The organism is Pseudoalteromonas sp. J2K-J979 (genome assembly GCF_058169715.2).
On the sequence record NZ_CM200281.1, the window covers coordinates 2,488,222 to 2,502,198 of the forward strand.

Below are 13,977 nucleotides of genomic sequence, written 5' to 3' on the forward strand. Positions count from 1 at the left end.
TTCAATTACTCTGCTCTGTTAATCTAATCATGACGACATATCATCCAAAGAGCCCAGATAACGAATATTGGTTTTTGAAATAATGTCATTAGGCATGACCACACGTTGATCCAACGAATATGCAGCAATACACAGGCCCATGGACAGAAAAAATGCAAGCACAATCGCCATTAGCATAATTTTTGTTTTTTGTGGAAACCAGGGTACAAGCGGTTTCACTGGACGAGTTGCAATTGATACATTGGCAAATAAAGCCTGATCTTTTTCTAAGTTAATCCGCGCTTCTTCTCGCTTTGTACTGTAAAGTGTATAGTTATTTTTAGCTAATACATGCTCCAATTGAAGCCTTTCAAGGTTTATGGATGAGGCGGTCAAACGGCCCAATTCAGCTTGTGCTTCTTCGACTTTAAGGTCTAACTCTTTGTTTTCAGCAAGTCGACCTTGCAGCTTAGTTTCTAACTCATCAATAATTTGTTTCATCTGCATATGAATTTGCTTATGCATATTTTTATACTGACTTTCAGCGTCTATAACCGCTTTAGAATCGGGTAAATAATCACTCATCGCGCGTTGCTTATTAATAATTAGCTGAGCAATGGCCTTAGACATTTCAATTAAAGCTGGAAAGCTATCGAGAATCTCTCTTGGGATACCCACCCATTTATCATCGCCACGAATATTTTTTTTCGTTTTTGAAATTAAAATGATTCGCTCACGTAAAGAGCTCGCCTCCATTGCGACTTCAGCTTTACGGTATTCCAAGTTACGAATCAATTGCAGTAAATTTTCTTTTTGTAGCGTCGGATTGGCCACATTCACACGCTGACTTTCATCGGCTAAATCGTTGGTTAACTGTTTAAAACGCGTCTGAAAAGTACTCGTTTGCTTATCAAAAAAATCAAGGCTCGATTTAGATGTTTGATTCACGTTGATGTGATAAGAAATGTAAGTATCAATAATGGTATTTAATTGACTCACAATTTCATCCGGGTTACCACCTCGCAATTTCAACTGAATAATATTAGAGAGTGAAAGGGGCTCAGCTTTAAAAGCACCTGAAAGCTTAAACACCGCTTTTTGAAGCGCTAGCTCATCTTCATGACTCGCTAAATCATGCGCGAGCACCACATTGGTCATGACAGGTTCAGACTTTAACAGTTCTATAACCGTGTTAATCATCTGGGAGTCAACGCGATTTTCATAGTTTACACGAGAGACATCTTTATCGAACACCACGGGTGTTTCGATTTGAGGCTTAATTACTAATTTTGCATTGACTTCATAAATGGGTGGATACAGCAAAACAACCGCAAGCGCGGTTAAAACCACAGCACAAAAGCTTACAATGAACAGTGTTTTTTTAATAAAGAAAATACTAACAATATCTCTTATTGTTTGATTTTGTTCTTTTTGTTGTAATTTATTTGATGCTATCGGTTCCATTATTAATCACCACTATGAATAAAGTTGACCGACTCAGAAATACTATAAAACACCCCTAAATCAGCAGGTATCATCCGTCTTACCGTCTCACCTAAAATTGCAGCCCGACCTAATCGACTCGTAGGGACATAAATAATATCGGCTTGACGCAACAGTGTGTCAGTTCCTAGATTTCCAGTGTCGAATATATTCTCAATATCAATTATTCTACCCACAGCATTATTACGTTCATCACGAGTAATAAGTAAGGTGTCAGATGTGACTGCATTGGGTCTAAACCCTTTAGCCATTGCGACTGCTTGCGTCACCGTTGTCGGCCCCTGAAGTTGATAATAGCCAGGCTCGTTAACCGCTCCCATGATATAAACGCGATTTCCCACAGCATTAATTAAGGTAACGGAAGTGAACATTCCAGGAACAATTTTTTGATATTCCTGGTTGATATTTGCTTGAATATCTTCAACAGCCATTCCTGCAACCCGCAGAGGATCTAATAGCGGAATCGCAATACGTCCATCAGGCTGCACCAGCGCTAAACGACTTTGTCCTCTAGTTGCTGTTTTAATTGCCTCTTTCAATTCGCGGATACTCTCACCATATCGAATTAAGGCCACTGTGCACTTAGGGTTACGTAAAATAGGTTCATATTCTTGAGTAATTCTTTCAGCAAGCTCCATAGGCGTTAAACCAAACGCATCAACGTCACCAATGTGCGGAACGGTGACACGGCCATCAGGTCTAACATTGAGAGAGCGGTCAAATTGTGGATAGTGAGGGAATTCAACTCGAATTTGATCACCAACAGCGATGCGATATACATCTTGTTTTCTGACATCGATATGGTACGAAACTTCAATTTGGTCACCTGCAGATATCATATAATCATGACTGAGGTAAAGAACTTTATCGTCGTATATTTGCCTATTATTATCGATACTCGCAGGACCATGAGGCGAAGTACAAGAAATTAAAAAAACTAACATGAACGCTATAAATAACAATTTATGCATTTAGACGTGATTCTCCGACTGATAACAAGTTCCTGAATTAGCACTGAGTTATTGTAAGTTTAAAACTAATCAGTATAGGGTAGCTATATTATAATCTAATGTAACCTAATTACTGATATTATAACAATAATGTATTAGATTTGAAGCCTATATAAATATTTGAACCCCAAATAAAGCACATACTATCGTTTTATTTATCAGGAAACGACGGTTTACTTGATTCCTTTCAATTATTACATTGTATTACAATACGCTTTCATCATTTACGAAATGCATAAATGTTGTCGGATAACTATTCAAAACAACAAATTATGATATGATTTAACCCTCATCTTTCTCTTCGAGCTAAACGTATAATCAATGATAAATTTACTCAAAAACGTGACCTTATTGACTCTATTAGTATTAGCTGGTTGTTCCAGTGTCGATGATAACCACCATCATACCCACCACTACGAACCTGAAGGTTTGTACCAAGAAGATTACTCTAGTTTTTATTATTATCTTTATGAAGGGTATTTAGGTTTAGCTAAACAAGAAGATAATGAAAATGATGTTGATGATTTCGAACTTTTTTCAGAGAAAGCGCAACGTGTTAAAGATGGGCGTATTGTAGACCCTCAGCATCTTAATATGCGACGAATTCCTGAAAAACACATTCATGAGCTAAGAGAAGCCAGACAACAGCTTCTGACAGCATTTTATCAAGGCAGCAAGGAAAAACAGCCAAAAGAATCAGCTTATGCTCAAGTGATGTTTGATTGTTGGATGCAAGAACAAGAAGAAAATTTTCAACAACATGACATTGATGTGTGCAAAAAGCAGTTTTATGACGCACTGACTTTACTTTCACCGCCTATGCCAGCTCCTGAGGTTATCGCAAGCACTCCTCTTCCAGAAAAAAACTGTGCATGTGATGAGCCACCCGCTGTAGATCCAGAGAAAAAGCACGCTCCTGTTGCTCCTCCTGTTTTTATTATCTACTTTGACTTTGACAAAGATAATTTGACAGCAAAGGCTATCGCGACCATCAATGAAATCAAACAAGCCGATAAAACTTGGCAACCTCATCGAATTATATTGTCAGGCCATACTGATTTAGCTGGATTAAATACCTACAATGAAGACCTTTCGAGTCGCCGTGTCGACAACGTCAAAAATGGTTTGATCCTCTCAGGCATTCCCGATAACAAAATTGAGTTTAATTGGCTCGGAGAACGCCACCCTGCAATAAAAACCAAAGATGGTCAACGAAAAGCCGAAAATAGGCGGGTTGAAGTCCACCTTGAACTATAAAACGCGATGAGTGACTTTTTACTCGGGCAAGGTTCTGCCTTTCCTATTACACACAAAGAAAACAATGTTTTCACCCATTTTTCCGAGCTTTTTACCTATACAAAAAGCAATATAAACGTAAGTATTTCAAGGAATGAGTGCTCCAGTATTTGGGCTCCTTATCAAGACCCTAACACCGGGGCTCAGATATTTATTTTGGGCAGACCTTGCTTAGAAAATCCCCAGATTTTAAATCAGGTAAAAGATGAAGATAAAAAAGCTTGCCTTACTCGACACTTGCTACACCTTTGGCAAAATAACCCAAGTGACTTCCATAAGAGCTTAAATGGCTATTTTGCGGTGATCGTTCACTCTAAGCAGCAAATCCACGTATTCACCGACAAATTAGGCGTTTACCCTGTTTTCAAATCAACTCAGTCACCAACGTTAAAACTTGCTTCTCACCCTGATAATCTGGCTAGCTGGTTACGTGATGAAGAAATGGCTATAAGCCTAAATATGCAGACAATCGCCGAGACGCTGGCTACAGGCAGCAGTTTCAGCCAAGCATCGTTTTATAACGAAATTGATGCGCTAAAGCCTGCTTCACATTATGTGTTTGATATCAAGCAAAACACTTACACTCAATCAAGCAATTATTATTGGTCAATAGAGCAAAAGAAGCTTCAACAACCTCGAAGTAAATGGTCACAAGATATCGCAAAAGCGATCTCAAATGCCATGGCTAAACGCACTCATCAATTCAGTAAAAATAACGCCTTGTTATTAAGTGGTGGTGCTGATTCACGCGCGATTTTATTTGGTCACCCTCACCCAAGCCAACTTAATACCATTACCTTTTGCGATACTTACAATGCAGAGGCAAATACTGCAAACAAGCTTGCAACCATCGCTCAGTCATCTCATCAGACTTGGTTTAGAGACTATGAGCATTACGGGCATGCTTTCATCGAATCCGTCAGATCTACGGGCGGAATGTGGTCTATCAAGGATGCGCATTACCTAAGTTTCAATGACAAATTAATCAATAATCACTGGGATACGATTTTTACAGGTTGTTATGCAGACTATCTACTCAAAGGCTTGGGGATAAACAAACAACAAACTCTGTTTTTTGGTAAATCGGTTCCTTTGTATGTCAGTGCACCAATCAAAAGTCAGTATTATCAACCTCATTTTACTCTGAATACACATTGGCAACATCATTTAAGTACTTCACTTAACCAATATTATGAGTTTTCTGGGACTACTGTCGATAAACTCGAAAATAAACGCATCAGCCCATTGTATAAAGAAGCGGATGCGATGGGACGACTTTACTTAATGCGCTGCACAGCCTGGGAGCCAATATTTTGTGATAATGAAATCATCGATATTTATTGCACTATGCCAGCAGAGATCAAACTTGATTATCGAACTTTTGCGGATGCCGTACAAAGTATAGTGCCCAGAAAAGCAAAAAAAGTGATCAACAACAACCATGGCGGCCGTCTGAACGCGTCAGAGTTAAGCATTAAATCCCGCTACCTTCTGCGTCGAATTAAAGGTAAGATTTTACGCACCTTAAACCCCAAAAATACGACTATAGCTACACAGGCTTCTTGGCCAAATTTTGTCGCTTACATACAGCATAGCGCTGAGTTTAAGCAACATTGGCAATCAATCTCACCACAAGCCCAAACACTCATTAAGTCCATCTTATCACTTGATCCTTGGGAAAAAAGCCTAGCTCAATGGGATGATGACAATAACGATTTAATTCTGAGAGCCTTAACCATTGGCCTCTGGCTCGATATCACAGCTAACATTCATCGCTATCAATAAACTAGGGGGATACACCCAACAATTTTGCTTTTAATATCCGATACAAAAAAAGTGGATTGCCTAAAACATATCTGCGCCAAGTTTTCTTTGGTTCAACAAACAGTCTGTAGAGCCACTCTAAGCCGTTATCAGTCATCCATTTAGGTCCTCTAGCAATATTGCCGGTATAAACTCGATGAAACGCTCCTGTAGCTATCTTAACTGGCGCATTGAGTAACATTGCATTTTCTGCAATCCATTTTTCCTGAATTGGCATGCTCATTCCCACTAATACAATAGAAGCTTCTGAGCGATTAATCATTTCAACTACTTTGCAGTTTTCTTCGCCTGTTCGCGCAAAAAAACCATGATGAAACCCTGCTAACAAGCACTTTGGGTGGCGTTCTTTTAGCTTTTTCTCAAAGGCAAGTCCTTGCTCTTGTTCATCGCCAAGTAAAAAGATTGACCAGTTTTTCTGGGCACACAATACAAACAAATCATCGAGCCAATCCATCGGAGTCATTCGCTGACCCACTTCAAGTCCCAATAACTTTGCGCCTATTTTTACTCCCATACCATCGACAAAGACCAGATCACCAGAATTTAAGACCTGTTTAAATTCTGAGTCTCGGTAAGTTAAATTCATCGCATGGATATTGAGGTTATAGATATTAATCGGTTCATTATGCATGATCTGATTTGAAATGACCTCGAATAGCTCAGGCTGATTGATAACATGATAATTTATAGATAAAAGCGATTGAGTCTCGTAGGGCTTAAGCAGCATACGCTTCCTTATTAGTGGCTTAACTTGATGAGCAAATCTGCAAATTTGTGGGTGTTGTTCAATAAATTAAAATGAGTCTGAATGTGAGATTGAGCGTATAAGCTTTGTATTTTTGCTTTCTGCGGCTGTTCAATCAGGTTTTGCATTGCTTCGCAAACTGATTGAATACAATTGGGCGCAGTTAGTTGCCCTGCTTTTCCAAACGCTAATAGTTCAGGAATACCGCAAATATTAGGCGCTATTACCGGCAGCCCCGCATTCATCGCTTCCATCAATACAAGCGGCATGCCTTCTGTAATACTGGTCATGACAAAGATATCAACCGAGGAATAACTCGCCAAGACTTCATGATGATATTTCGCACCAAGCAATATGACTCTCTGCTCTAAACCAAGTTCTGTAATTAAGCGTGTTAAAGAGTCTCGCTTTGGGCCTTCGCCAATGATTTCACAACGTATATTAATACCTTGGTTTACCAAAACCGCACAAGCGTGGATTAAGATATGTTGAGCCTTATGTTCTGATAAACGACCGACGTTTATGATTTTGATTTGCTGAGGATGATCATTCTCTTCTTTTCTTTCTTGAACGCCTAACTCATGACTCGCAACCCCTAGCGGTATAACTTGAGCCGAAGCAAGATTAATACTTGGAAAAGTCGTTGCAATAAAATCAAGATTATATTGAGAAATAGAGATGACTTGTTCAGCTTGGCTAAGCTTAAGCTCAAGATCGGCCACAGCATCGAAGGTTAAATCAGCACCATGCAAGGTAAGGGAGTAAGGTGTTTTTTGCACCCACTGCAGCCACATGGCGATGGCAGTGGCGCCATAAGTAAAGTGGCTGTGAACCCATTTCACCTTTGGGTAAAGCCGTCTGACTAATAATGCACCAGTAAAATGAGCCAAGGAAACCGTGCTTTTTTCTTCTAATTGAACAATCCGCATCAAACATTTTAGATACAGCAACGGTGCTGTCACAAAAAACATAAAATGGGTTGATAAAATAAAAGGAATTGAAACATTCGATAAGTAAGTCACTCTATCAAGTGACGCTCGCATATGTGGGTGAACATCAGATAATGCAGGCTTATTATTTGAGACAATCGCAAATTCAAAACCTTTATCAGTAAGTGCTTGGTACTGATCAAAAATAAAGGTTTCACTTAAAATTGGATATACGGAGTTGAGAAAAACCACCTCTGCATTGTGAGTTGAAAAGGCAGCCAAACTAAGAAGCCCCTTTTCCTTTTAAAACCGCAGGAACAGTCTTTAACAAAATTTTCAAATCGAGCCAATGACTCCAATGATCAATATAGTCACTATCAAGCTTCATCCACTCATCAAACGACAAGTCATTGCGACCATCAACTTGCCAACTACCGGTAATGCCCGGTAACACACTTAGCCGCCTTAAGTGCTCTACGTTGGTAAACCGCTTGTAATCAGCATGAGGCAATGGTCTAGGTCCGACTAGACTCATATCACCTTTTAAAACATTAATTAGTTGTGGTAACTCATCAATGCTCGATTTCCGTAAAAAACGCCCAAGAGCTGTAATCCTAGGGTCATTTTTCATTTTAAACGCAGCCCCATCAAGCTCATTACTTGTTTCTCTTAACGCATCTTGTAATGAATCGGCATTTTTCACCATCGTTCTGAACTTGATTAATCTAAACGTACGACCGTTGTACCCGTACCTTTCCTGAACAAAAAAAGCCCCTCCGCGAGACTCAAGATTAATCAATAAAATACACACGGCAAATAATGGTGTGAGCAATATAAGTCCTAAAACAGCGACGGTTAAATCTACAATCCGCTTAAATAAAAATGCACTGCCTAACTGGTATCCAGAGCGAACGATAAGTTCGGGTGAGACATCATCAGACGATACACCAATATTTTCTAAACTAATTTGCGTCATTTCTGTATTTTTAAACAAAGAATGCACCACAGAAGCAATAGGAAAGCGTAACATAATCCCCTGAGCATGCGCTCTTAATATGACATTATGTAAAGTATCATTTTTCACTGAGGTGTCTGTAAATACCACCAATTCATCAATAACCTTATTTTTAAGCAGGCTTTCAAAATCATCAAAACAACCAATCGTTTGAGGATCTACATAGACATCCTGCCGTTGTGCACTTAAGTGGCCAACAATATTGCACTCTTCATTTTTAAGCTGCTCAGCATAGGCTTTTGCATAATCACAATTACCTAAAAACAACACATTGCGAATATTAGAATCACCTAAATGGAATCGCTTTAAAACAGACCAAACTATAAATCGGAATAAAATAGTCATTAAGGTGCTAACAGGCCAAAAAATCAGGAGTAAATACCAGCCAGAAAAAATGGAAATATCAAACAAATTACCTAATGCCAACAGCGTGACTGTAATAATTCCATGCACTTTGGAAATAGTAAACGCGTCACTGGCAAAATCACTTTTTAAAAATTTTGCTTCATATAATGAGAATTGCTCAAATAAGAAGAGATAAAAGCCAAGCAAGATCACAACAATTACAAAATTGAAAACCGTTAAACGAAGACTCATAAACTCGAACAGGCTAAAATGACCATTAAAGTGACTGTTTATAGTACTTAGAATCAGTAACGATGTGATGAAAGACAATACATCAAAAAACTTAAAATTTTGATAAATGAAACGATTAGAGCAAGTCATAAACTACTACCTTACATATGACATACAAACGAAACAACTTAAAAAATACGTCGAAAATCCGTAAATTCTAAATTCATTATCGCATCCTGCGCTTCGTCAAACGATTTATACGGTCCTAAATAAACTCGAGATACATAACGATAATCCCACTTTTCACTTTGAAATACGGTTTGAAACCCGATTTGATTTAAATAATCGGCCTGCTGCTTAGCTAAACTTTGCTTGGTAAACGAGCCAAAAAAAGCATAGACCTCTCCAGATTTAGATTTTGTGAGTAAATTTATTTCTGAAATTTTTGGTAAGTTCAGTACAACCTGAGAGTTAATATCATTAAACGAGGTAATATTAGGGTTAGTTTGGCGGACAATGTCTTCAATCGATGCATTCCAGCTACCATAATGCCCTTTAATCACTTGGCTAATTGCTTGGCCTGATGGTTTCGTTACTCGTGTAACTCCTTTCATATTGTCCCTAAATGGAAAAGCAATTAAATGCTCTGCATCCCATACAGAGCGACTAGTCTCAGTATTTTGTGACCTCGCATTTACCTCTGTTATGTTTACAGGTGTGGATGACAACTGCTCAGCATTTGTGTTTGTTTGCTTTGGTGCAACTCGAGATGTTTCGTAGCTGCGATCAAAGTTATTTTGCTCTGAAGTAAATTGCTTAACTTGATAACGAGGATCAGAATTATCAACAGGGATCACTCTTTTTGCTCTTGGTTCATCATCGTACGCAGCAGGTTGCGACATATGAGGGGCTGACTTTGTTGTCGGTTGCTCTTTATTCGCTTGATTAACAACTGATAGCGCATTAAATACTACAAAAGAAAACCATAACAGCAAGAGCAACGCTAATACACCCAACACTTTAAAAAATAAGCTCTTGTTTAATTGGTACTGACGAGGTTGCTGCACTTCTTTAGTTGGCAATGAAATATCTGGAAATGCATCCTCATCTTGTTCAACCTCAAAAGATTGCTCCACTTCAGCACTCACTTGCTCGTCTTCTGCCTGAGTGTTGAAGGCTCCCAGTTGGTTAAGTGGTAAATCTACAATTGCCTTAGTCACCATATCACTATCAATAGTGCGCTTTTCATTCATAAAACCATAAAAAAGACTCGCATCACAAATTTGATTGATGAGTCTTGGGCTACCTTTAGATAAATCGGCAATTTTATGAATGGCTTGTTCATTAAATAAATGTGGATTTCCGCCAGCTGTATCGAGGCGAAATTCAATGTATTGACGCACAAAGTGGGGATCTAAGTAGTTGAGTGTTTTTGCTATTGCGACTCTTTGTAACAAAGCTTGGTTCGGCCCTCGATTTAAATGCTTAATCAATTCAGGCTGCCCAACTAACACTACGTTGACTAATTTATGACTGTCATGCTCTAAGTTAGATAAAATTCGCACCTTTTCAAACGAATCGTCGCTTAGCATCTGCGCTTCATCAAGCAATAAAACAAATCTAAATTCGGCAGTTTGCTTCGCGATAAGCTTTTGCTTTATTAAAGTCAAAATTTGATTGGCACCTAAACCATCGATAGGTTCGATCATTAGGCAATTTGCTATAAAGTTAAATAACTCATCACTGCCGAGCTTTGGGTTGACTATCTCGATAATTTTATTGTTTTTATCTTCAGATAATAAATCTTTAAGTACTTTAAGTGCCTGTGTTTTCCCTGCACCGATTTCCCCAGTCAGCATCAGCACACCTTTGTTTTGCTTAATGCCATACATAAACGAAGCGAGCACATCACGATGCCGATCACTTGGAAAAAAGAACTTAGCGTTTAAGGTATTTTCAAAAGGCTCACTTTTAAAATGATAAAAGTCATTATACATTCTTACAAAAACTCCAAGCTCATTAAATAATAATTGCTTTTATTGCAATGCTTTAAGTCTACTTGAAAAAAAAACATATATCAGCAATTAGCACTACTTTTTTATTACTTCGTATTACATTACTTCTTAATCAGAATATTATCAATTTTGATCACATTCTGATGTTGTGCCTCTGTATTTGCTCGTATAAACGCCCATTCAAGGACAAATGGTTCATTCTCATTCGCTCTATCACTGGACTTGAAAGTATATTCAAAGCGTTTGAACTGAGTACCATTCTCTTCTTTATCATTGTATAGCGGGCTGCTTTGATATTGCTTATTTATAAAAAACCCAAATTCATCACCAGCCCCTTTACTCAATTGATAATCAAACTCTATTGAAATCGCCTCGCGAAGCACCATAGTTAAAACACTTGTTTGACCTTTAGCCAAGTCTGGCGCAGATTGCACAATAAAGCGACCTTGCGACTCAGAATAATCTTGCTCTACAACGGTCCAACTGCCACTCATCGATGCTGAAAACTCACCATTTTCAAAATCAATGAGCTTTTCACTTGAAGGGTTATATTCAGTCATCGCAATGGTTGCTCCTTCGGAGTTAATTGCAATAAATTGATTAAACGTATCATCTTGAGTAAAAATATCTGACACTTGAATCACACATTCGGTTTGAATATCAGAGAACACCTTAAGAACAATTTTCGATGAATCAAAAACCGACTCACCAAAAGTATCTTCTAGCGTTTCAGCAATACGGCAAATTGCACCTTCAGATTGATTGACCACTTTCCAGCTAAATAAATTCGGACTCACTGAGCTTTGCGCGATTAATGTAGTCACGCCATTATCATTCAATTTATAGTTAGGAGTGAAGACTTCAATATTTGAACTATTGAGCACTAATTCATAACTTACATTTTCAATGGGAGAAGAGCCCGCAACGACATTATTTGCATCTTTAATCAATAACGTATCAGAGCCTAAGTTTTGAGCGGTTAACACCATTCGGCGATTACTCGGTTGAACTTGTGAAAAAGGCGGAGTGATCGTCGGAAAAGCACTTGATTGAAGATCCCAACTGTAATTAGGTGATTTTGATGTCCAACTTGTTGTTGCTTCTAAATCAACACTCTCACCCACTGGTACATTTAAATAGCCTTTGCTCACGGTACCTTTCATGCTCGAGCCACTGAGGTTTATTTCAGCTGGCGTTGTTTTCGTAAATGGCGTAGCGTCATACTTACCAATAATATATGGCACATTTTCAGTATCATCTAAATAACTAATTTTTAGCTCCCACTCTCCTGAGCGCTTGGGCGTGACATACTCTAGTTGATAAATCGAGCCGATTTGAGTACTTAATCGTTGGTTTTGCAGTTTAATTGCTTCCTCAATCAACGATAAGTCACCTTTAGTAGTAATGACTTGTCCAGTTGTGGCTATTTTGGTTAATTCCACAGGGACTGGGTTTGTATCACTCACTTGTCCGGTGAAAATTGCGACGACTTCCTTATTGCCTCGTTGGTCAATAACGTCTTGTAATGACGCACTGCCAGATTCATGATTTCCGTCCGTAATCAATACCATGAATCCTTGCACAATACCTGTAGATGAAGATTCATCTTGCCACAATTCAAGCCCTTTAATTGTGCCACCATATAAATCGGTTGAGTTATTATCGCTTCGAGATTGACGATTCAGCTGCGTCAGCTCATCTAATCTTTGCTTAATAAGTGCTAAGCTCTTAGTCGCAGCAATATATACATCCGCATTTTGATCAAAAATAACCAAACTAACTGTCTGCGAAGGCAATAATTTAGATGACAACTCACCTGTTTGAGTATCCTGTGTGTATATCATGCCGCGGATAGTTTCAATCAACTCCAAAAAGTCGCTATCTGAAATACTGGCACTAATATCAAGCGCAAAAACGATTGGTTGGGTTAACTCAACATCTTTTATCGGCGTGATTTTGGCAAATGACTCACTGCGAAGCCCTACGTTGACACCGTTTTCTTCAACTAAGAAGTTATTCTTCCAACTGTCATCATTTGCCTGTGCCAAGCCTTCAATAGGTTTATCTTGACCATCAAATACCTTAAAAATAGACACAATCTTAGAGGGTTCAATAGCAAAGGCGTTGACTGATTCCACACGATTTGATTCAATTTCATCAATGTAAATTTTAAGCTGGGCTGTTTTATCAAGCGCTGTTGCCGTAATTGTCACTTCACCTACGGTAAGCGGATTCAACAAGCCGTTTTGTGTTACCGTTGCCCGCGTTGTGTCCGAACTCACCCACTTAACACCTTCTAAAAGTTTATCTGTCGTACCATTAGTAAAAGAAGCCAAAAACGAGAGTTGCACATAGTCTCCTAGTGCAAAATAACTTGGTTGAGCCGATAAAATAGACACGGCTTGAACCCCAGGTTGGATAGATAACATCACCGAGGCTGAGTATTCTTGGTAGACTGCGTTAATTTCAACTTCACCTTCACTTAAAAAGGTGATTTCACCCAAAGTATTGATGGACGCTACCGCCTGATTCGAACTCCCCCAATTAACTGGTTCGTCTAAAATGCGGAACGAATCATCTTTATAAAAGCCAACAATAGATAATTGGATATTTTGCTGTCCAACTAAAAACGTTTTACTCGCAGTATTTATGCCTATCGATACGAGTTCTTCATCTGGCTTAGGACCTGATTGAATGGTAAAACTGTAGCTTGAGGTTTTCTCTTGAAAAACGGCTGAGATTATTACCGTTCCCTCTTTGACTGCTGTCAATTGACCCGTCTCTGAGATGGTTGCAATTTGCTTATCAGAGCTTGACCAAGTGGCTTGACTGGTTACATCCTGTACAGCCCCTCCACCATAGCTGGCCGTTAAGACCAACTGAACTGCTGAGTCACCGACTGATATAACCTGAGTAGGCGAAGAGATAATAATTGTTTCTGGCGAGGGTGTTACTGATTCTTCTTTCGGAGGACTGCCACAGCCCGTTATCATCACAAAAAAAGTGGTTACGAATAACAATCGAAGAAAATACATATCATCCCAAGGTCTATTATTTTAATAATCATTTCATTTTACCGACAAAA

9 protein-coding genes are annotated in these 13,977 nt (G+C 38.8%); 2 read left to right on the top strand and 7 right to left on the bottom strand.

Translation table 11 applies throughout. The annotated features are described in order from the left end of the window. Positions 1–27: 27 nt before the first annotated feature. Entirely contained in the window at positions 28–1,443 is a 1,416-nt protein-coding gene (locus tag AC3KVK_RS11545; protein WP_490312905.1) for a GumC family protein, read from the bottom strand. Between the two features lie 2 nt (positions 1,444–1,445). Beyond that, entirely contained in the window at positions 1,446–2,426 is a 981-nt protein-coding gene (locus tag AC3KVK_RS11550; protein WP_490312906.1) for a polysaccharide biosynthesis/export family protein, read from the bottom strand. A gap of 387 nt (positions 2,427–2,813) precedes the next feature. On the opposite strand from AC3KVK_RS11550, the gene AC3KVK_RS11555 reads away from it, so the two are divergent. Together AC3KVK_RS11555 and AC3KVK_RS11560 are read left to right on the top strand one after the other, a co-directional pair. After that, on the top strand, positions 2,814–3,749 hold the full coding sequence (locus AC3KVK_RS11555; RefSeq protein WP_490312907.1) for an OmpA family protein: 936 nt from the start codon (positions 2,814–2,816) through the stop codon (positions 3,747–3,749). Between the two features lie 195 nt (positions 3,750–3,944). Next, positions 3,945–5,573 carry a hypothetical protein gene (locus AC3KVK_RS11560; protein ID WP_490312908.1) on the top strand — a complete coding sequence of 543 codons (1,629 nt, stop codon included), beginning with the start codon at positions 3,945–3,947 and terminating at the stop codon, positions 5,571–5,573. A gap of 1 nt (position 5,574) precedes the next feature. Here the strand turns inward: AC3KVK_RS11560 and AC3KVK_RS11565 are convergent, their stop codons facing one another. From AC3KVK_RS11565 to AC3KVK_RS11585, 5 genes are all read right to left on the bottom strand, one after another. Then, complete coding sequence (locus AC3KVK_RS11565) at positions 5,575–6,339, bottom strand: WecB/TagA/CpsF family glycosyltransferase (RefSeq protein ID WP_490312909.1); 765 nt, start codon at positions 6,337–6,339, stop codon at positions 5,575–5,577. Positions 6,340–6,350: 11 nt separating this feature from the next. Beyond that, positions 6,351–7,568 (bottom strand): glycosyltransferase family 4 protein, encoded by a 1,218-nt coding sequence (locus tag AC3KVK_RS11570; RefSeq protein WP_490312910.1) that lies wholly within the window; start codon positions 7,566–7,568, stop codon positions 6,351–6,353. Between the two features lies 1 nt (position 7,569). Beyond that, entirely contained in the window at positions 7,570–9,027 is a 1,458-nt protein-coding gene (locus tag AC3KVK_RS11575; RefSeq protein ID WP_490312911.1) for a sugar transferase, read from the bottom strand. A 38-nt stretch (positions 9,028–9,065) separates the two neighbouring features. Next, entirely contained in the window at positions 9,066–10,874 is a 1,809-nt protein-coding gene (locus AC3KVK_RS11580) for an AAA family ATPase (protein ID WP_490312912.1), read from the bottom strand. Between the two features lie 119 nt (positions 10,875–10,993). Beyond that, positions 10,994–13,927 carry an Ig-like domain-containing protein gene (locus AC3KVK_RS11585; RefSeq protein WP_490312913.1) on the bottom strand — a complete coding sequence of 978 codons (2,934 nt, stop codon included), beginning with the start codon at positions 13,925–13,927 and terminating at the stop codon, positions 10,994–10,996. Positions 13,928–13,977: the final 50 nt, after the last annotated feature.

Bases quoted from the DNA above. Each gene is read 5' to 3' on its own strand.
- AC3KVK_RS11565 (WP_490312909.1), bottom strand. From the start codon at position 6,339: ATGCTGCTTAAGCCCTACGAGACTCAATCGCTTTTATCTATAAATTAT.
- AC3KVK_RS11585 (WP_490312913.1), bottom strand. From the start codon at position 13,927: ATGTATTTTCTTCGATTGTTATTCGTAACCACTTTTTTTGTGATGATA.
- AC3KVK_RS11550 (WP_490312906.1), bottom strand. From the start codon at position 2,426: ATGTTAGTTTTTTTAATTTCTTGTACTTCGCCTCATGGTCCTGCGAGT.
- AC3KVK_RS11580 (WP_490312912.1), bottom strand. From the start codon at position 10,874: ATGTATAATGACTTTTATCATTTTAAAAGTGAGCCTTTTGAAAATACC.
- AC3KVK_RS11545 (WP_490312905.1), bottom strand. From the start codon at position 1,443: ATGGAACCGATAGCATCAAATAAATTACAACAAAAAGAACAAAATCAA.
- AC3KVK_RS11555 (WP_490312907.1), top strand. From the start codon at position 2,814: ATGATAAATTTACTCAAAAACGTGACCTTATTGACTCTATTAGTATTA.
- AC3KVK_RS11575 (WP_490312911.1), bottom strand. From the start codon at position 9,027: ATGACTTGCTCTAATCGTTTCATTTATCAAAATTTTAAGTTTTTTGAT.